Origin of the sequence: Saccharopolyspora erythraea (genome assembly GCF_018141105.1) — a bacterium.
GTDB classification, from domain to species: domain Bacteria; phylum Actinomycetota; class Actinomycetes; order Mycobacteriales; family Pseudonocardiaceae; genus Saccharopolyspora_D; species Saccharopolyspora_D erythraea_A.
Map to the genome: position 1 here is coordinate 4,934,076 of NZ_CP054839.1, position 18,365 is coordinate 4,952,440.

The 18,365-nt window shown below is 71.6% G+C and carries 20 protein-coding genes; 12 read left to right on the top strand and 8 right to left on the bottom strand.

Annotated elements, in window-relative coordinates:
- The first annotated feature begins 64 nt into the window (after nt 1-64).
- The 6 genes from HUO13_RS22255 to HUO13_RS22280 all read left to right on the top strand — a co-directional run bounded on the left by HUO13_RS22255 (nt 65) and on the right by HUO13_RS22280 (nt 5,696).
- Nucleotides 65-445, top strand: a complete 381-nt coding sequence (locus tag HUO13_RS22255) for a hypothetical protein (protein WP_211897040.1) — start codon at nt 65-67, stop codon at nt 443-445.
- A 395-nt stretch (nt 446-840) separates the two neighbouring features.
- Nucleotides 841-1,125: a hypothetical protein gene (locus HUO13_RS22260; protein ID WP_211897041.1), complete on the top strand. Its 285-nt coding sequence runs from the start codon at nt 841-843 to the stop codon at nt 1,123-1,125.
- Entirely contained in the window at nt 1,122-1,799 is a 678-nt protein-coding gene (locus HUO13_RS22265; protein WP_211897042.1) for a phosphatase PAP2 family protein, read from the top strand. The genes HUO13_RS22260 and HUO13_RS22265 overlap by 4 nt, the downstream gene beginning before the upstream one ends.
- On the top strand, nt 1,757-3,583 hold the full coding sequence (recQ, locus tag HUO13_RS22270) for a DNA helicase RecQ (RefSeq protein WP_211897043.1): 1,827 nt from the start codon (nt 1,757-1,759) through the stop codon (nt 3,581-3,583). Before HUO13_RS22265 ends, recQ begins: the two co-directional genes overlap by 43 nt.
- 96 nt (nt 3,584-3,679) lie before the next feature.
- Nucleotides 3,680-4,309, top strand: a complete 630-nt coding sequence (locus HUO13_RS22275) for an NUDIX hydrolase (RefSeq protein WP_211897044.1) — start codon at nt 3,680-3,682, stop codon at nt 4,307-4,309.
- Between the two features lie 109 nt (nt 4,310-4,418).
- Nucleotides 4,419-5,696, top strand: coding sequence for an aspartate aminotransferase family protein (locus HUO13_RS22280; RefSeq protein ID WP_211897045.1), 1,278 nt, complete (start codon nt 4,419-4,421; stop codon nt 5,694-5,696).
- Between the two features lie 49 nt (nt 5,697-5,745).
- Here the strand turns inward: HUO13_RS22280 and HUO13_RS22285 are convergent, their stop codons facing one another.
- The 3 genes from HUO13_RS22285 to HUO13_RS22295 form a co-directional block, all read right to left on the bottom strand.
- Nucleotides 5,746-6,627, bottom strand: coding sequence for an ankyrin repeat domain-containing protein (locus HUO13_RS22285; RefSeq protein WP_211897046.1), 882 nt, complete (start codon nt 6,625-6,627; stop codon nt 5,746-5,748).
- 230 nt (nt 6,628-6,857) lie between these two features.
- Complete coding sequence (locus HUO13_RS22290) at nt 6,858-7,112, bottom strand: hypothetical protein (RefSeq protein ID WP_211897047.1); 255 nt, start codon at nt 7,110-7,112, stop codon at nt 6,858-6,860.
- Nucleotides 7,113-7,512: 400 nt separating this feature from the next.
- Complete coding sequence (locus HUO13_RS22295; RefSeq protein WP_211897048.1) at nt 7,513-9,336, bottom strand: transketolase; 1,824 nt, start codon at nt 9,334-9,336, stop codon at nt 7,513-7,515.
- 116 nt (nt 9,337-9,452) lie between these two features.
- Between HUO13_RS22295 and HUO13_RS22300 the strand changes: the two genes are divergently transcribed.
- Nucleotides 9,453-9,593, top strand: a complete 141-nt coding sequence (locus tag HUO13_RS22300) for a hypothetical protein (protein WP_211897049.1) — start codon at nt 9,453-9,455, stop codon at nt 9,591-9,593.
- A gap of 37 nt (nt 9,594-9,630) precedes the next feature.
- Here the strand turns inward: HUO13_RS22300 and HUO13_RS22305 are convergent, their stop codons facing one another.
- Nucleotides 9,631-9,864: a hypothetical protein gene (locus tag HUO13_RS22305; protein WP_211897050.1), complete on the bottom strand. Its 234-nt coding sequence runs from the start codon at nt 9,862-9,864 to the stop codon at nt 9,631-9,633.
- 156 nt (nt 9,865-10,020) lie between these two features.
- On the opposite strand from HUO13_RS22305, the gene HUO13_RS22310 reads away from it, so the two are divergent.
- Entirely contained in the window at nt 10,021-10,494 is a 474-nt protein-coding gene (locus tag HUO13_RS22310; RefSeq protein ID WP_211897051.1) for an HIT family protein, read from the top strand.
- Nucleotides 10,495-10,653: 159 nt separating this feature from the next.
- On the opposite strand, the gene HUO13_RS22315 is transcribed toward HUO13_RS22310, so the two are convergent.
- On the bottom strand, nt 10,654-11,316 hold the full coding sequence (locus HUO13_RS22315) for a molybdopterin-dependent oxidoreductase (protein WP_249123944.1): 663 nt from the start codon (nt 11,314-11,316) through the stop codon (nt 10,654-10,656).
- Between the two features lie 118 nt (nt 11,317-11,434).
- Between HUO13_RS22315 and HUO13_RS22320 the strand changes: the two genes are divergently transcribed.
- Entirely contained in the window at nt 11,435-12,754 is a 1,320-nt protein-coding gene (locus HUO13_RS22320) for a pyroglutamyl peptidase (protein WP_211897052.1), read from the top strand.
- Nucleotides 12,755-12,759: 5 nt separating this feature from the next.
- Here HUO13_RS22320 and HUO13_RS22325 read toward each other — a convergent pair whose 3' ends face one another.
- On the bottom strand, nt 12,760-13,374 hold the full coding sequence (locus HUO13_RS22325; protein WP_211897053.1) for a cysteine hydrolase: 615 nt from the start codon (nt 13,372-13,374) through the stop codon (nt 12,760-12,762).
- Between the two features lie 243 nt (nt 13,375-13,617).
- On the opposite strand from HUO13_RS22325, the gene HUO13_RS22330 reads away from it, so the two are divergent.
- The 3 genes from HUO13_RS22330 (at nt 13,618) to HUO13_RS22340 (ending at nt 16,602) form a co-directional block, all read left to right on the top strand.
- Nucleotides 13,618-14,706: an LLM class flavin-dependent oxidoreductase gene (locus HUO13_RS22330; RefSeq protein ID WP_211897054.1), complete on the top strand. Its 1,089-nt coding sequence runs from the start codon at nt 13,618-13,620 to the stop codon at nt 14,704-14,706.
- 209 nt (nt 14,707-14,915) lie between these two features.
- The gene (locus HUO13_RS22335; protein WP_211897055.1) at nt 14,916-15,650 is read left to right on the top strand and encodes an alpha/beta fold hydrolase; all 735 of its coding nucleotides are present in this window, start codon (nt 14,916-14,918) and stop codon (nt 15,648-15,650) included.
- Nucleotides 15,651-15,795: 145 nt separating this feature from the next.
- Complete coding sequence (locus HUO13_RS22340; protein WP_211897056.1) at nt 15,796-16,602, top strand: SAM-dependent methyltransferase; 807 nt, start codon at nt 15,796-15,798, stop codon at nt 16,600-16,602.
- Between the two features lie 92 nt (nt 16,603-16,694).
- On the opposite strand, the gene HUO13_RS22345 is transcribed toward HUO13_RS22340, so the two are convergent.
- A complete protein-coding gene (locus tag HUO13_RS22345) occupies nt 16,695-17,279 on the bottom strand; it encodes an AAA family ATPase (RefSeq protein ID WP_211897057.1) in 585 nt (194 codons plus the stop codon).
- Nucleotides 17,280-17,510: 231 nt separating this feature from the next.
- Nucleotides 17,511-18,179 (bottom strand): hypothetical protein, encoded by a 669-nt coding sequence (locus tag HUO13_RS22350; RefSeq protein WP_211897058.1) that lies wholly within the window; start codon nt 18,177-18,179, stop codon nt 17,511-17,513.
- Nucleotides 18,180-18,365 lie beyond the last annotated feature (186 nt).

The window sequence follows — 18,365 nt, forward strand, 5'->3', positions numbered from 1 at the left end:
TCGAGTTGGATACTCGTCTAGGAGAACTGTGCAGGTCAGGTACTACCGCAAACGGCCTCTCACGGTGGAGGCCGTCCGGATCTCGACATGGAACGTGGTCGATGTCGCGGCGTGGTGTTCGGGTGAAGTGGCCTATGTCCAGGGCCAGTGCGCCGTGCGCTACGTCAACGTCAACGGCGTTCAGCACAATTTCGTCGGAGATTGGATGCTGCGGGGCGTCGGAGGTGAGTTCTACCGGGTCAAGCACGTCAACTTCCACGATCTGTACGTGGAGGAGGCGACACCCGGCTACCTGCTGCGCGACTTGGAGGCGCAACCGTCGCCCGACGCGCGGATCGTGCTCCCGAGCAGCGACTCCCGCTGCAACGCAACGCCGGTCACGTCCGCGCTGAACCACCCGCCGCGCCGCTGGCGCGAGCGGGCGGACCTGCTCGCCGCGTCCTGATCGGTTGCGACCGGCACCGACAGCGGGAGTCGTTCCGCATCTGTCCGAAAGTGCCTGTGCACGGCACGGGTCGGCGAAAGGGGCCGCGGAACGCATAGTGGAGCACTGATATCAGTGACCCGCGTTTCTCCCAAAGGCGGGATCTTCGCATTGCGGACGCAGCGGACGCCTCGGGGGACAATTGCGGACGAAAGGCGTTCCGCTGCCGCCCCGCCGACCCGGATTCGACGAGATCCGCTGGAACGGTCCGCGGCCCCCACCGCGGACCGCTCCCCGGAACGGAAAACGTCATGGGCCTGCCAGGTCGTCCACACGTCCACGCAGTGGTGTGCCGGCGACCTCCCCGCGGGACTACAGTTCTTCCAACGGCTGCATCCGGCCGTTGGAGGCACGTCATGGCGACATCCCGATCTCCGGACCGGCGGCGCGGGTCACGTCTGGTCGTCACGGCGGGACGCGGACCCGACGCGCTGCACGTGCACGCGACAGTCGAGCTCGGCGTGACGACTCTGCCGGTGGATCTCCTTCGCGCCGGGCTGCGCCTGCTGGTCGGTTCGCTCGTCCGTGCGCAGCCCTCCGACGTCCCACCGCAGCGACCACCGACGATCCGGGTCCGCTCCGAACGCGCCGATGTCGGGCGGCCCCGGCGAGGCTCCGGTGCGGGCGAGCGGCGGTCATGAGACGGCGTCCTTCTCCGCGTCGCGCGCTCGGCAACGTCGACCGGCGGCTGCTGCGGCACTGCGTCGCGGTGCCGGCATCGCCGCGCGCGAACCGGGCGCTGGACGCACTCGGCGCCGCGGCCGACGACAGCCTGCTGTGGACGGCGCTGTCCTGCGCCCTGGCAACGCGTGCGGGCGCGTCGCGGCGCGCGGCCGTGCGGGCGATGCTCTCGGTCGCGACGACGAGCCTGGCGATCCACTTCTGCCTGAAGCCGGTTCGCCACCGGCGCCGCCCGCGGTCGGTCCTGGCGCGCGGCATCCACGGGACCGCACCCGCACCACGTTCGTCCTCGTTCCCCTCCGGCCACGCCGCCTCGGCCGCGGCGGTGGTCGCCGCGATGTCGATGGAAAGCACCGGGCTGGCGCTCGCGGTCGCGCCGCTGGCCGCCGCGGTGGCCTACTCGCGCCTGCACACCGGGGTGCACTGGCCCAGCGACGTGCTCGGCGGGATCGTGCTCGGAGTGGCGGGGGCGCTGGCCACCCGCTGCCTGTGGGCGCCGAAGCCGGCTCCCGCCGACCTCCGGCACCGCCAACGCAGGTGGCACTCGCACCGGCACGCGTGGCTGTCGTGCGCCACCCGTACGATCGCCGCGTGGCATCGCCGGACACCGCCCACGGGACACGCGACGCGCTGAGCGTCCTGCACCGCGTCTTCGGCTACGAGTCGTTCCGCGGTGAGCAGCAGCAGATCATCGACCACCTCGTCGAAGGCGGCGACGCGCTGGTGCTCATGCCCACCGGCGGCGGCAAGTCCCTGTGCTACCAGATCCCCGCGCTCGTGCGGGAAGGCACCGGCGTGGTCATCTCCCCGCTCATCGCGCTCATGCAGGACCAGGTCGACGCGCTGCGGGTCCTGGGCGTGCGCGCCGGGTTCCTCAACTCCACGCAGGACCCCGAGCAGCGCCGCGAGGTCGAAACCGCCCTGCTCGCAGGTGAGCTCGACCTGCTCTACCTCGCCCCGGAGCGGCTGCGCCTGGAATCGACGGCGCGGCTGCTCGACCGGGCCGCCATCTCGCTGTTCGCCATCGACGAGGCGCACTGCGTCTCCCAGTGGGGCCACGACTTCCGCCCCGACTACCTCGCCCTGTCCGAACTGCACGAGCGCTGGCCGGACGTGCCGCGCATCGCGCTGACCGCGACCGCGACCAAGGCCACCCACGCCGAGATCTCCACCCGGCTGAACCTGGAGCAGGCCCGCCACTTCGTGGCCAGCTTCGACCGCCCCAACATCCAGTACCGCATCGTCGCCAAGCGCGAACCCAGGAAGCAGCTCCTCGATCTGCTGCGCGGCGAGCACGCGGGCGAGTCGGGCATCGTCTACTGCCTGTCGCGGGCGTCGGTGGAGAAGACCGCGCAGTTCCTGGTCGACAACGGGATCGAGGCGCTGCCCTACCACGCCGGGCTGGACGCGGCGACGCGCGCGGCCAACCAGGCGCGTTTCCTGCGCGAGGACGGGCTGGTCGTGGTGGCCACCATCGCCTTCGGCATGGGCATCGACAAGCCCGACGTGCGCTTCGTGGCCCACCTCGACCTGCCGAAGTCGGTGGAGGGCTACTACCAGGAGACCGGCCGCGCCGGACGGGACGGGCTGCCCTCCACGGCCTGGCTGGCCTACGGCCTGCAGGACGTCGTGCAGCAGCGCAAGATGATCGACACCTCCGAGGGCGACAGCGCGCACAAGCGGCGGCTGGCCACCCACCTCGACGCGATGCTGGCGCTCTGCGAAACCGTGCAGTGCCGCCGGGAGCAGCTGCTGGCCTACTTCGGGCAGAGCGGCGAGCCCTGCGGCAACTGCGACACCTGCCTGTCCCCGCCGCGAACGTGGGACGGCACCATCCCGGCGCAGAAGCTGCTGTCGGCGGTGTACCGGCTGCTCAACGAGCGGCGGCAGAAGTTCGGTGCCGGACAGGTGATCGACATTCTGCTCGGCAAGGAGACCGACAAGATCCGCCAGCACCGCCACGACCAGCTCAGCGTCTTCGGCATCGGCACCGAGCTGTCCGACGGCGAGTGGCGGGGCGTGGTGCGCCAGCTGCTCGCGCAGGGCCTGCTGGCGGTGGAGGGCGACTACGGCACGCTGGTGCTGACCGAGGCCAGCGGCGATGTGCTCGGCAGACGGCGGGAGGTCATGCTGCGCCGGGAGCCCGAGCGCCCGGCCAAGGCCGCCAAGCAGGCCAAGCGCGCCGAGGTGGAGATGCCCGCCGAGGCGACGCCGGTGTTCGAGCAGCTGCGCGCCTGGCGGGCGGCCACCGCCAAGGAGCAGGGCGTGCCCGCCTACGTCATCTTCCACGACGCGACGCTGCGCCAGATCGCCAGCACCGCCCCCACGACGCTGGCCGAGCTCGGCACGGTCAACGGGGTCGGCGAGAGCAAGCTGGCCAAGTACGGCCAGCAGATCCTCGACGCGCTCGCCGGCTGACGCCGGTCCGAAGTGGACTTCTCAGGTTGCAGGTGTTGACACCGGCTTAGACTCCTGTGGCGTCTTCGCGGTGTCCGCGACGGGAGGAACCGCTCCATGCCAGAAGAACCACGGCCCGGGTCGGCGCAGGTTCCCACGCGGGACGAGATCGCGGACCGGCTGCGGCGGTTCCCGGCCGAATCCCTGCCCGCCCGGGGCCTGCGGGCCGCCGCGGTCGCCGTCGCCCTGGTCGACCACGGCGACGGACCGGGCATCTGGCTGACCGAGCGGGCGGCGACGCTGCGCACCCACGCCGGGCAGTTCGCCCTTCCCGGCGGGCGGATCGACCCCGGCGAGGACGCCGAGCAGGCAGCCCTGCGGGAACTGCACGAGGAGCTCGGAGTGCGGGCCGGTCCGGAGACAGTGCTCGGGCGGCTCGACGACTACGCCACCCGCTCCGGCTACGTCATCACCCCGGTGGTGCTCTGGGTCGGCTCAGTGGACCGCCTGGAACCGAACCCGGCCGAGGTGGCCAGGGTGCACCGGATCGGGCTGCCCGAGCTGGACGTGGCACCGCGCTTCGTCAGCATCCCCGAGTCCGACCGGCCGGTCATCCAGCTGCCGCTGCTGGGCGTGCTGGTGCACGCGCCGACCGCGGCGGTGGTGCACCAGTTCACCGAGGTCGTCCTGCACGGACGGCACACCAGGGTCGCCGACCTGGAGCAGCCGGTCTTCGCCTGGGGCTGATGCGGGTGGACGCTTTGTCGATCTCGGGCACGACCGCGTACCACTTCGTCCAGTAGCGGGCGTCACGTCCGGCGGGCAGGCTGGCCGGTGAGAGAGCAGGAGGTCAAGCATGTCGGCATCGGCCAGTCCGGAAACGACCAGCACCCGGCTGTGGCACCCGTTCGCGAACATGGCGGACGTGAAGAACCGGGCCTTCCTGGTGGACCGCGCCGAGGGGGTGTGGGTCTACGACCAGGACGGACGGCAGTACCTGGACGCCACCGCGAGCCTCTGGTACGTCAACATCGGACACGGCAGGCGCGAGATCGCCGACGCCGTCGCCGCCCAGATGAGCAGGCTCGACGCGTTCAACGTCTTCAACGACTACACCAACCGGCCCGCCGAGGAGCTGGCCGCCCGCCTGGCCGCGCTGGCGCCGATGGACGACGCGCGGGTGTTCTTCACCTCCGGTGGCGCCGACTCAATCGAGACCGCCGCGAAGCTGGCCCGGCTGTACTGGGTCAACCGCGGGCAGCCGCAGCGCACCCACCTGCTCAGCCGCGGGCAGGCATACCACGGCACCCACGGCGTGGGCACCGGCATCGCGGGCATCCAGGCCAACCGGGACGGCTTCGGCGAGATGGTCGCCGACACCACCCGGGTCTCCAACGAGGACCCCGAGGACCTGCGCGACACGATCGAACGCCTGGGCGCCGACCGAGTCGCCGCTTTCTTCGCCGAGCCGGTGATCGGCGCGGGCGGGCTCATTCCGCCCAAGCCCGGGTACCTGGAGGCCGTCGCCAAGATCTGCCGCGAGTACGACGTGCTGTTCGTGGCCGACGAGGTCATCTGCGGCTTCGGCCGCCTCGGGCACTGGTTCGGCTCGCAGCGCTTCGACCTGCGCCCGGACCTGATCACCTTCGCCAAGGGCGTCACCAGCGGTTATCTCCCGCTCGGCGGCGTCATCGCGGCGGGCGCGGTCGCCGAGCCGTTCTGGGCCGACGGCGGCAGGCCGTTCCGGCACGGCCCCACCTACTCCGGGCACCCGACGGTGGCCGCCGCGGCGCTGGCTAACCTCGACATCCTGGAGCGGGAGAACCTGCTGGGGCGCTCCCGCGAGCTGGAGCAACCGCTGTTCGACGTGCTGCGGTCGCTCACCGACCACCCGGCCGTCAGCGAGGCCCGCGGCGGCGTGGGCCTGCTGGGCGCGGTGGAGCTCGACGCCGGCCTGCTGGCCGAGGACCCCGGTCTGGTCCTGCGCGCGCACCAGGCGATCCGCACCGCCGGTGTCATCACCCGCCCGCTGGGCAGCGCGCTGGCGGTCTCCCCGCCGCTGACGATCACGACGGAGCAGATCGACCTCATCGGCCAGGGCATCCGCGCCGGACTGGACGCGACCCTGTCCTGAGCGGGCTGCGGGGAACCGCAGGGCGGTTCCCCGCATCCGGTGAATGGCGCTATCCCTGCTCGGGCAGCCGCAACCACGCATCCGGAGGCCCGGCGAACGCGCGGTTGTCAGCCGGCCGCAGTCCCACATAGGCGCAGCAGTACGCGATGCTGTTGTACCGGTAGAGGTAGGAGGCGAGGATCTCGTCGGACGGGTCACCGCCGAAGGGGTCGCCGCCCGGATGCAGGTCGGAATCGACCACCTCACCGTCGCCGACGATGCTGCCCTGGTTGCCGCTCTTGGGGTTGGCGTACATGGCGTAGCAGGTGGTCCCCTCGGAAAGCCGCTCGGTCACGTGGCGGTCCGAGGGGACGTACCCCCAGGGCTGGGCGATGACGCACCCTCCGGGAACGTCGGTGGCCCACATCGTTCGCAGGACCCAGTCCGCGAACGGGTCGCCCCACACGGCGTCCTCCCACGAGTCGACCGCATCGACGACCTCGGCACCCAGCCGGCGCACCGCTTCGGCCACGTCGATTCCCGCGACGCACGCCAGCCCCATGCCTTCGAACTCGAACTCGCCCAGTGCCGCGGTCAGGCGGCGGCCTTCCACGGCCGCCGCGGACTCGGTCGGCGAGAGCGAGGCCGAGCCGCCGAACAGCTCGGGCGTCGGGGAAGCCAGGGCGAGGCGCCCCGGCGGCCAACCCGACATCATCGGACGCCACGGGTCCGCACCGGCCTCCGCCAGCGCACGGGCGTTGCCGGGGCGGTTGGCGTAGACCGCCAGCCACAGGGCCGTGTGGCCGTCGGTCTCGGCCTCGATGTCATCCACCCGCCGCGCCAGTTCCGCCACGACGTCTGACGAGCCGTGCTCCGCGGCGAAGTGCAGCGGCCGCTGCCAGAACGACGCTCCGGTGTTCGGGTCCGCACCCGCGTCCAGTCGCGCTCTCAACTGCCGCGCATCGTGCCACCCCGGCCAGTCCACGCCGGGCCATCGTGCAACATCGGAAATCATGGCCCGGATCGTGGAGCACACCCCCGACACTCCGCGCTCCGCGGCATCGCGCCGTTCCCACCGGGCTTCGCCCGCTCACCGGACGACTCCGCCACGCGGTTCCCCACGCGCGGTCACCGACCCCGTTGCTCCACAGTGGACCATCGAACGTTGCTCGGCGGGGAGTCTCACTCCTCCTCGACGACCTTCTCCGCCAGTTCCACCGCGAGCCGCCGGACGCCCTCGGGCAGCTCTCCCCTGCCCGCCGACAACGCGAGCTCGTCCAGGAGCCCGACGAACACGTAACGGGCATAAGGGACGATCGGCGCCCGCCCGACGGCACTCTCGGCCTGCCCCTGCGCAGCCTGCCTGCGCGCGACCTGCGCGGCCCGGGCCAGCAGGTCCCGGTCCGACCGCCGACGCCGATCGCGCGACGCGGTCATCACCAACGCGGTTCAGCCATAGCAGGTGCCCTCCCCCGGCTTCCAAAGCTGACACCTGCCGCGACGTCACGCGACTTGAGGGGTCGCACCCCTCCCCCAGTTCGGTGCCGTGGTTCTCATCCCGTCGACCTGGCGCCAGCCCGAGCCCTCGTGGAGGTCGATGGGATGAGAACAGCCACTCACTCACAGCAGCGTTCCTCGAAAACCCGCTCATCCCGGAGACCTGCCGGGGGCCTGGGGGCGGCGAGCGCCCCAGAAACCCACCTACCGCGACCCGCAATGTCAGGGTGAGTTGCTCAAGAACTCCGCGCTCCACCCCCAAGCCAAAAAAGCCCGGAGGTCAGCTAATGCCGACCTCCGGTCTGCGCGTGCAGTTGCGTCCGGGTGACTGCCCGCCGCGTCAGGCGCCCTGCAGGACCTGCCGGGCCGCCTTGGCGATCGCCTCGGCGTCGATGCCCGCCTGCTGCAACAGCTCCGCGGGCTTGCCGGAGCCGGGCAGGGCGTGGACCGCGAGCTTGCGCACCGGCACCAGGCTGTCGGTCGCCGCGAGGGAGTCGAGCACCGCGTCGCCCAGACCGCCTTCGGGCCAGTGGTCCTCCACCGTGACGATGCCGCCGGTCTGCGACGCCGCTTCGCGCAACGTCACCGAGTCGACCGGTTTGACCGAGTACAGGTCGATCACCCTGGCCTGCACGCCTTCCTCGGCGAGCAGTTCGGCGGCGCGCAGCGCCTCGTGCAGCGTGACCCCGGCGCCGATCAGCGTGATGTCGCCGCCGTCGCGGACGACCTTGGAACCGCCGATCTCGAACGACTCCTCCGGCGGGTAGATGACCGGCGTAGCGCCCCGGCTCGTTCGCAGGTAGCTGATGCCGTCCGCATCGGCCATCTGCGGCAGCAGCCGCGCGGTCTGGTTGCCGTCGCACGGGTACAGCACGATGCTGCCGTGCACCGCGCGCATGGACGCCAGGTCCTCCAGCGCCATCTGCGACGGCCCGTCCTCACCGATGGCGACCCCGGCGTGCGAGCCCATCAGGCACAGGTTGGCCCGGCTCACCGCCGCCATCCGCACGAAGTCGTAAGCACGCGACAGGAAGGCCGCGAACGTGGAGGCGAAGGGCCGCCAGTTGCGGGCCTGCATGCCGACGGCGGCCGCGACCATCTGCTGCTCGGCGATGTACATCTCGAAGTACCGCTCCGGGTGCGCGTCGCGGAACAACGCCGAGAACGTCGAGTTCGACACCTCGCCGTCCAGCGCGACGACGTCCGGGCGCCGGTTGCCCAGCGCGCGCAGACCTTCGCCGTAAGCCTTGCGGGTCGCGATCTCGGTGCCGAGTTCGTAGTGCGGCAGTTCCCCTCCCGGGGCGGTGAACTCGTGCGCCGAGCCTTCCACGGCCGGCTTCGCGACCTCCACCGCCAGGTCGCGGACTCCGCCCAGCTCCTCGATCGCCTGGTCGGAATCGTCCAGCGGCTTGCCGTGCTTGTCGGGCAGGTCCTCCACCGCGCGGACTCCCCTGCCCTTCTTCGTCCGAGCGAGGATGACCGTCGGCGCGTCCGACGGCGTGGTCGCCTGGTCGTAGGCGGCCTCGATCTGCTCCAGGTCGTGACCGTCGATCTCGATCGTGCGCCACCCGCACGCCTTGGCCTTGGCCGCGTAGTAGTCGAGGTCCCAGCCGTGCATGGTCTCGCCGGTCTGGCCGAGGCGGTTGACGTCGACGATCGCGATCAGGTTGTCGAGCCCGGAGTAGGCCGCGTGTTCGAAGGCCTCCCAGATCGAGCCCTCGGCCATCTCGCTGTCGCCGCACAACACCCACACCCGGTAGGGCAGCTGGTCGAGCCGCTTGCCGGTCAGGGCGAGGCCGACGCCCACGGGCAGGCCCTGCCCGAGCGATCCGGTCGCCACGTCGACCCAGGGCAGGATCGGCGTCGGGTGCCCTTCGAGCCTGCTGCCGAACTTCCGGAAGGTGAGCAGTTCGGTGTCGTCGATCGCGCCGGCTGCCTTGAAGCACGAGTACAGCAACGGCGAGGCGTGTCCCTTGGAGAACACCAGGTGGTCGTTGCCGGGTTCGTGCGGCCGGTTGAAATCCAGTCGCAGGTGACCGTCGAGCAGCACGGCCATCAGGTCCGCGGCGGACATCGACGACGTCGGATGGCCCGAACCGGCGGCCGCGCTGGCTCGCACCGAGTCGACCCGGAGCTGCTGTGCCAGTTCTCGTCTGAACATCATCCGTTCCACACCCCCGTGGTTCCCGCCAGGAGGGGCGCCGAAACCCGGGGTGCACCGCGCAGCGCCGGGCACGTGTTCGACCTGGGCACGGGCGGCAACTGCCGCGGGCATCCCAGGTGCCGAGCCGCGCTGTCCTGCTCTACGCGGTTTCCCGGTCCCTGCGCCTGACCGCCGAGTCCACTTCGGATGACCTGCGCGACGCCCTGCACGGGCACGAACTCGCGCACGGCGATCTCGTCGGCCTCTACCAGCGGTGACCGCCTGATGCGGCTGCCGAGTGCGCCGATGTGAACGCTACGCGTGGCGCGCTCCGGAGGCGGCTCCCGCGAGACCCTCGAACGCCGAGAGACCGAGCATGTCCAGCCATTCCGAGAGTTCCTCGGAGCTGCCCGCGTGCTGGGCGAGCGTGCGCGCGGCGCGCTCGCGCTTGTCCGCCGGGCTCAGTGAGTCTCCCGGCGGGAACGCGATGTCATGAGGTCGGGCGATTTCGTGTGGTGCGCGAATGTGTTCCATCACGTGCTCGCTCATCTCGCCTGCGGTTGAGGTGCAGGTCAGCAGATACCCCGCACACGTGGCGGGGAAACGTCGCGGGAGAACCCAGGACCTGCGCGCGGGCGCGCGTAGTGGTTGGCTTTCGATCGACAGGCCCGAAACGCCCCCGGACGCACCATTGGGAGGTCGCTCGTGTCCGAACCGCTCGTTCGTCAGGAGGACTGCCTGGCCTGCGACCTCACCTCCGGGGTGGCGCCGCTGCCGGGCGGCCGGGTGCACCAGACCCTGTTCTGGGTGGTCGAACACTGCATCGGCCCGCTCGGCGTGGGCACGTTGCTGGTCAAGCCGTTCCGGCACGTGGTGAGCATGGGTCTGCTCACCGACCGGGAGAGCGCAGAGCTCGGACCGCTGCTGCAACGGGTCTCCGCCGCGGTCTCGCGGATCGTCCGCGCGGAGCAGGTCTACGCGTGCCAGTGGTCGCACTCCGGCGGGGTGCCGGGGCACCTGCACTTCGTCGTCCAGCCGGTGACCAGCAAGCAGATGCGGCGGTTCAACGCCTACGGCCCCGCCCTGCAGGTCGCGATGTTCAAGGACGGGCCGACGCCGGACCCGAACGAGGTCAAGGACATCTGCGACCGGTACCGGCTGCTGCTGGACGCCCCCTGACGGGCGGTCGTCCCCGGTCCTGGCCTGGATGTGTTGTGGTCAACGAGGATTGATTTCGGTCGACACTGAAGTTCTTAATGCCGTAAACTATCGTCGCCAGAACCGACCGCCGGTCCGGCATTCGTCCTGTTCGGACTGAACGTCTGCGCGAAGCCGCCCTCAGCCCTCCACCGCCCGGTCGTACGCGGCGCGGACACGGGGAACCGCACGCCGCCAGATGCGGCGCCACACCCACCCGGGCAACAGCGCGCTCCGCTCCTCCCGCGCCACCCGTCCGCGCCGGTGCGCGGCCCAGCGGGCCGAGCCGGGGTCGTACCTCGTGCGGTACTCCACCGCGCAGAGGTGCCGGACGCTCTTGTAGCCGTAGTGCCCCGGAGCGACCAGCCGCAGGGGTGCGCCGTGGTCTGCCGTCAGCGGCTCGCCGCCGAGCCGGTCCGCGAGCTGGACGTCGTCGGCGAGCGCGTCGGACAGCGCCATGCACGAACGGAATCCGTCGAGACCGGTGAACACGACCCACGTGCAGGACGGATGCGGCCGCACGCGCTCCGCCAGCAGTTCGTGCACCTCCCCGAACCGCAGGCCCGACCAGCGCAGGCCGGTGGCGCTCCACGTGGTCACGCAGTGCAGGTCGCTCACCTGTTCCACCCGGCGGGCCGACGAGAACAGCTCGGCCACGTCGATCTGCGCCGGCCGACGCACCGTTCCGCCGACCACCAGCACGGGGCGTTCGGGCGCAACGGGCCTGATCCGGGCGAACTGCGGGAGTCCGAACCGGCGCATCGGCTCCTCGGACTGCCCTGGCGGCAATGGTGAACTTGACACGCGGCCATATTAGCGACCGAACTCCAAAACAAGTGTCGTGAACTCGCCAACGCGAATTCCCCTCCACGACCGCGGTGCGGCATAGAGTCTCCACGCCCTGCTGCCCCTGGAGGTCGTCTTGCGCATCGGTGCACGTGGCGTTTGCGCCACCGCGGTGCTCGTGCTGCTGCTGGCTGGTTCACCGTCGGTCGCCCACGCGGACCGGTCCTGCTTCGACGAAGCGGTCCCCGTGACCGTCGAGCAGGGACGCCTGGGCAACGCGGCTCCTGGCGAGATCCTGGCCCGCAGCGGCTTCGACCGGATCGCCGACGACTTCGACCAGCAGCTGTGCGATGTCGACAGCCCGGGTGCGGCCCGCCGCTTCGTGGAAGCGGAAGGCCGGCTGCTGTGGCGCAGTGCCGTCGCACGCGCGCAGGGCCGCCTCCCGGACACGGGCGACCTGTCCACCGAGGACGACCGGCCGCTGTACTGGGCGCGGTTGCGGATGACCAGGGCGCTGACGCAGTGGCGACCCGAGTTCGCGCTCGGCGGGTCCGAGCGGACCGAGCTCCTCGAATCCTTCGAGCGGCACTCCCGGGGCCAGTCGGGCGTGGTGCTGCCTCGCGGCGTCAAGCGAGTCCTGATCAGCGGGTTCGACCCGTTCCAGCTCGACGCCGACATCCGCCGCAGCAACCCGTCGGGGGCCATCGCGCTCGCGCTGGACGGAGTCACGTTGCAGACCCCGTCGGGACCCGCGCGGGTCGAGGCGGCCATGTTCCCGGTGCTGTGGCGCCCCTTCGAGCAGGGCGTGGTGGAACGCACGTTCCTGCCCCACCTGCGGCCGGGACCGGGGCAGGTGGACCTGTTCGCCACGGTCAGCCAGGGCAGGCCGGAGCGCTTCGACGTCGAGCGCTGGAACGGGCGCTGGCACGAGGGCACCGACAACAACACCGAGGTCCGCGGCGAGACGATCACCGTCGCACCGGGCATCCCGACGATCGACCCGCCGCCGGAGTTCGTGCCGACCACCCAGCCCTACGCCGCCATCGTCGGCGCCGACACCGGGCGGTTCCCGGTGTTCGACAACACCGAGGTCACCGAGATCCCCGCGGGCCAGACTCAGCCGGTGACCCGGCCGGACGGACCGACGCCGGGCTCGGTCGCCCGCGCCGGCGGCGGCGGGAGCTACCTGTCCAACGAGATCGCCTACCGCACGACGCTGCTGCGAGACGCGCTGCGTGCCGACATCCCGGGCGGCCACGTGCACACGCCGATCCTGCGGTTCGACCCGGCGAACTCGACCGAGATCACCGATCCGGTGCTGGAGGGCAACCGGCGCGACATCACCTCCCAGTTCCGCGCCATGCTGGCCGTCGCGGTGGGAGCCGGTGCGCAGGGCGACCCGTTCGGTCCGTCGTCGACGCCGAAGTCCGGACCGCTGCCGCCACCCTCCATGTGATCATCTCACCGCGCTGACGACAGCTCGGCGAGCGCCTCCTCCGCGGTCAGGCAGCCAGCCGTGGTGAGGGCGAGGTTGGCCAGCGAGGCGGCGTGCGCGCTCTCGTCGGCCGCCGCCACGCAGTCGCTGACCACGTGCGCGGTGAAGCCGAGGTCTGTGGCGTGCCGGGCGGTCTGCTCGACGGTCAGGTTGGTCGCGACGCCGGTGACGAGCACGGTGTCGATGCCGCGCGCGGCGAGCACATCCGGCAGGTCGCTGCCGGCCAGGCCGGAGAGCTTCTGGTTGTCCACCACGAGGTCGGTCGCGTCGTCGACGTGCATCGCCGAGATCAACCGGGTTGCCCGAGCCGACGGCCGGAACGCCTCCTGGGCCTCGGCCACGGCGCTCATGAAGCCCGTGTTGCGGACCAGGCCGCCCTCGTCCTCGGGAATGGTGAAGCGGGTGAACACGATCGCCGCACCGGCCTCGCGGGCGGCGTCGTGGAAGTGCGCCGCGCTGGCCACGACTCCGCTGCGGGCGACGGGCTCGGCGAGCATCGGACCGAAGAAGCCCTCCGGTTCGACGACGTTGACCTGCCAGTGCAGCGCGAGGACGGCGGTTCGCCGTGGATCGATCGACATGGCCGAGATCCTGCACCAGCCGCGCGGCGCCGGTGACGGGCGGGCCGCAGCCGACCGGAGCCGGTCTGTCCGTGCCCACGCCGACCTGCAGAGACGCGCGCCGCTCGGCCCGGGAGACCGGGTAAGGACTCGCCGGAGCGGGAGGTGAGCGGCGAGCCTCACATCCCGGGCCGGGAATACCGGGGCCGACCGATAGGGTTCGAGGTACTTGAAAGTTGCACCAAATTTCCAGCGGAGGCCGGCATGCAGTTCGGGATCTTCACCGTCGGCGACGTCACGCCCGACCCGACCAACGGCCGGACGCCGACCGAGGCCGAGCGCATCAAGGCGATGGTCACCATCGCGCTCAAGGCCGAGGAGGTGGGCCTGGACGTCTTCGCCACCGGCGAGCACCACAACCCGCCGTTCGTGCCGTCCTCGCCCACCACGATGCTCGGCTACGTCGCCGCTCGCACCGAGCGCCTCGTGCTGTCGACCTCCACGACGCTGATCACCACCAACGACCCGGTCAAGATCGCCGAGGACTTCGCGATGCTCCAGCACCTGGCCGACGGCCGGGTCGACCTGATGATGGGCCGCGGCAACACCGCGCCGGTGTACCCGTGGTTCGGCCAGGACATCCGGCAGGGCATCCCGCTGGCCATCGAGAACTACCACCTGCTGCACCGGTTGTGGCGCGAGGACGTCGTGGACTGGGAAGGCCGGTTCCGCACCCCGTTGCAGGGCTTCACCTCCACCCCGCGCCCGCTCGACGGCGTCCCGCCGTTCGTCTGGCACGGCTCGATCCGCAGCCCCGAGATCGCCGAGCAGGCCGCCTACTACGGCGACGGCTTCTTCGCCAACAACATCTTCTGGCCGAAGGAGCACTTCATCCGGCTCATCGAGCTGTACCGGGCGCGGTTCGAGCACTACGGGCACGGCTCGGCGGACCAGGCGATCGTGGGGCTGGGCGGACAGGTCTTCATGCGCCGCAGGTCGCAGGACGCGGTCGCGGAGTTCCGCCCGTACTTCGACGACGCGCCCGTCTACGGCCACGGCCCGTCACTGGAGGAGTTCACCGAGCAGACGCCGCTCACCGTCGGCAGCCCGCAGCAGGTGATCGACCGGACGCTGGGCTTCCGCGAGCACTTCGGCGACTACCAGCGCCAGCTGTTCCTGATGGACCACGCCGGACTGCCGCTCAAGACGGTGCTGGAGCAGCTCGACCTGCTCGGCGAGGAGGTCGTTCCCGTGCTGCGCAAGGAGTTCGCCGCGCGCCGGCCCGCTCACGTGCCCGACGCGCCCACACACGCGAGCCTGCTGGCGGCACGCAGGTCGGAGGCGGTCGGCTGACGCCGGCAGCCGCACCGGGCTTGGGCTGGCTCAGGCCGACGCGGCGGACTGGGCACGCCACCGAGCCGTCTGGCGGCAGTCCGAATGGTGCCGACTGCTCCTGCCCGGACCGCCAGCGGATGGCCCGGCCCGGCTTCGCGCCGAAGGCCGCTGTCGGCCACCGGGCCTATCCTCGGGGCCAACGTCTCCGCACAACCGATGAGGTCCCGATGGCTACTTTCGTCCTGGTTCCCGGATTCTGGCTCGGCGCCTGGGCGTGGGACGACGTCGCCCGCGACCTGCGAGCGGCGGGACACGACGTCCACCCGGTCACGCTCACCGGCCTGGCCGAGCGGGCCTCGGAGGCCACGCCGCAGGTCGACGTCGACACCCACATCGACGACATCATCAGCGTCATCCGCGACGAGGACCTGCACGAGGTGGTCCTGGTCGGCCACAGCGGCGGCAGCATCCCGGTGACCGGCGTCGGGGACCGCATCCCCGAGCGGCTGGCCAGGATCGTCTACGTCGACAGCGGCCCGCTGCCCGACGGCATGGCGCAGATCGACTTCCACGACACCGACAGCCGGCAGGAACTCCAGCGGCAGGTCTCGTCCGAGGGCGGCGGCTGGAAGATCCCGGTGCCGCCCTTCGACCCCGCCACCGACGCCGACAACCTCGCCGGTCTCGGCGAGAAGCAGTTGCGCCGGATGCGCGAGCTGGGCACCCCGCAGCCGTTCGGCACCGCCGGCCAGCCGTTGCGCCGCCCGCAGACGACCCCCGACACGCCGAAGTCCGCGATCATGTGCACCTTCCCGCCCGAGGTGGTCCGTTCCCTGGCCGACAGCGGCAACCCCGTCTTCGCGCCGATGGCCGACCTCGACCTGCACCACCTGCCGACCGGGCACTGGCCGATGTTCTCGCGGCCCGCCGACCTCGCGGCGCTGCTGTCGAAACTCGCCTGAGGCCGACCACGGCCCGCCCGGGCGCGGCGGTGCTCGAATCCCGGTGCCGCCGGAGCCGTTGACGTCGGTTCGGCCTGGCTCCTCGATTTTCCCGCGGTTTCGGCGAACCATGTGTGCACCGGACCAACGGCATGGGTGGTGGACGATGGACAAGCCTCCGTGGTGGGCTGCCGGCGTGGACCTGAACAAGCCGAGTTCCGCCCGGGTGTACGACGTGCACCTGGGCGGTTCCCACAACTTCGAGGTCGACCGCGAGGTCGCCGAGGCGGCGAGCAGGCTGATGCCGACGCTGCCCGCCGTGCTGCGGGCCAACCGCTCCTTCCTGCGCCGGGCCGTCCGCTACCTCGCCGGGCAGGGCATCACGCAGTTCCTCGACCTGGGTTCGGGCATCCCGACGGTGGGCAACGTGCACGAGATCGCCCAGCGGGAGAACCCCGAGTGCCGGATCGTCTACGTCGACAACGACCTGATCGCCGTCGCGCACAGCCGGTCGCTGCTTGAGGGCAACGACCGGGCCGAAGCAGTCCGGGCCGACCTGCGCCACCCCGACGAGGTGCTGGGGCACCCCGATGTCGCCGCGATGCTGGACCTGCGGCAGCCGATCGCGGTACTGATGTTCGCGGTCCTGCACTTCGTGGCCGACGAGGACGAGCCGGCCGCCATCGTCGGCCGCTACGTCGAGGCGATCGCACCGGGCAGCTACGTGGCGATCTCGCACGCGTGCAACGACCACGTGGACGAGTCGACGCTGCAGGCCGCCGAGCTGTACTCCCGGCGGATCGGCGGCTTCCACATGCGCCCGGCAGAGCGCATCGCCGAGTTCTTCGCCGGTCTCTCGCTGGTCGAGCCCGGGCTCGTCGACCTGACCGAATGGCGTCCCGACTCACCCGAGCAGCAGCCGCGGGACGAGAAGCTGTGGACCGGGCCCGGCGGCGTGGGCCGCAAGCCCTGAGCGGTGCGGGGTCACCGCGTTGCCGACGAGTGGCAGCGCGTCGGCGGAACCCACCGCAGAACCGCAGCGAACGTCCACATCGGACATCTGCGTCAACCCAACGCGTCCAGGACGAAGCGCACCCTTTCGGCCACCGACGCGCGCGGCAGCGTCACCAGCTCGTAGCCGTAGCCGGCGTAGACCTCGACCATGACCTGGTAGGTCCGCTCGGCCACCTCGAGCGACTGCCTGCGCTCGGCGTCCCGGCGGTAGATCCGCGGCCACGGCGGAGCGACGAACACCCTGCGGTGGTAGCGGAACCGCCGGGCGGCGGCGTCCACGTGCGCGGGCACGGCACGTCCTTCCAGCCGCAGATACCCGGCGACGTCCGGGATGCCCCGGTCGAAGAAGACCGGCGCGCCGTCGCGCGGAGCGCTCTGGTGGGAGCGCATCTCCCAGCACAGCATCAGCTCGGCGAACAGCTCGCGATCCGCCCACGGCAGCGCCGTGCCGCCGATCGCCGTCTGGTCGCGGATCACGGCCCGCCCGGCCTCCCGCGTCCGCGCGAAGCCCCTCTCCCCCAGTGCGTCGGCCAACGCGCTCTTGCCCGACCCCGGCCCTCCGGTGAGGACCACGAAACAGCCGTGCTCCAACGACATCACACCCATCGAGACGAACCGACCCTGCCGCGTGGACATGCGTTGCGCGGGCGCACCCGACGACCGCTCTTGGAACTGCCGGAGAGCGCGGAACACGCCGGGAACCGAACGGGGCGCAACGCCGAACCAGCCACCCGGAGCCTGAGCGGCGGAAGCGCCGGGCTCGACGGGGACTGACCCCGGTGACGGTATCAGCGGCAGGGGCCGTGGCCCGAACGAAAAACCGGCCCTGCGCGGCGTTGCGCAGGGCCGGGGTTCGGCGATGGATGGTCAGCGACCGCCGAGGATGTCTCCGACGGCGTCGCCGACGGCCGGGAGCAGGCCCGGGCGCCGGGGCTCGGAGGGCTCCGAGGGCTCCGCCGGCTGCGGCTGCTCCGGCTGCGAGGGCGTCGCCGAGTCGGCCGGCTGCTCGGGCTCCGACGGCTGGGTCGGCTCGCTGGGCTGCGTGCTCTCGCCGGGCTGCGTCGGCTGCGTCGGCTCCTCCGGCTGCGAGGTCTCCGACGGCTGGGTCGACCCGCCGGTCTCGCCGGGCTGCGTGGTGCCGCCGGGGGCGGAGGTCTGCGCCGGCTGCGCGCTCGGCTTCGAGGTGGCGGTGGGCCGCGACGTGGCCGGCTTGTCCGCCCCGGTCGCCGACTCCTCCTCGGTGCGCCCCGAACGCTGGGACGGCGTCGACGCGACTTCCGGCGCCGAGGTGACCGCCGCCGCGACCGGCGCGCCCGCGCGCTCCGCGGCGGAGCCGGCCTCGGGCCCGCCGGGCTGCGGTGAGCGCGGCGGCGCCGGGACCAGCGCCTCCGCCTGGAAGGGGACACCGGGCTCGGGGTGCGAAGCCGTGGAGTACTCGGACTCGGCCTCGTCGGAACCCGGGCCGAGCGCGCCCACCACCAGCACGCTGCAGATCGCCACCACGGCGTACCCGATCACCCGCGGCGGCGTCGCCACGTGGGGCGCACCGCTCCCCTCAGCGCTGTGACGCCCTCGCGGACGCATCCGATACCGCGCCAACGACGACAAACGCACTTCCGCGTCACCACCTGGTAGTTCCCCGGCGGCCCTGCCCCGGCCGCACCGACCCGCTGTCTGCGGGAGCACTCTCTCACCCGAACGGGCGACAAGAACAACCGTTGC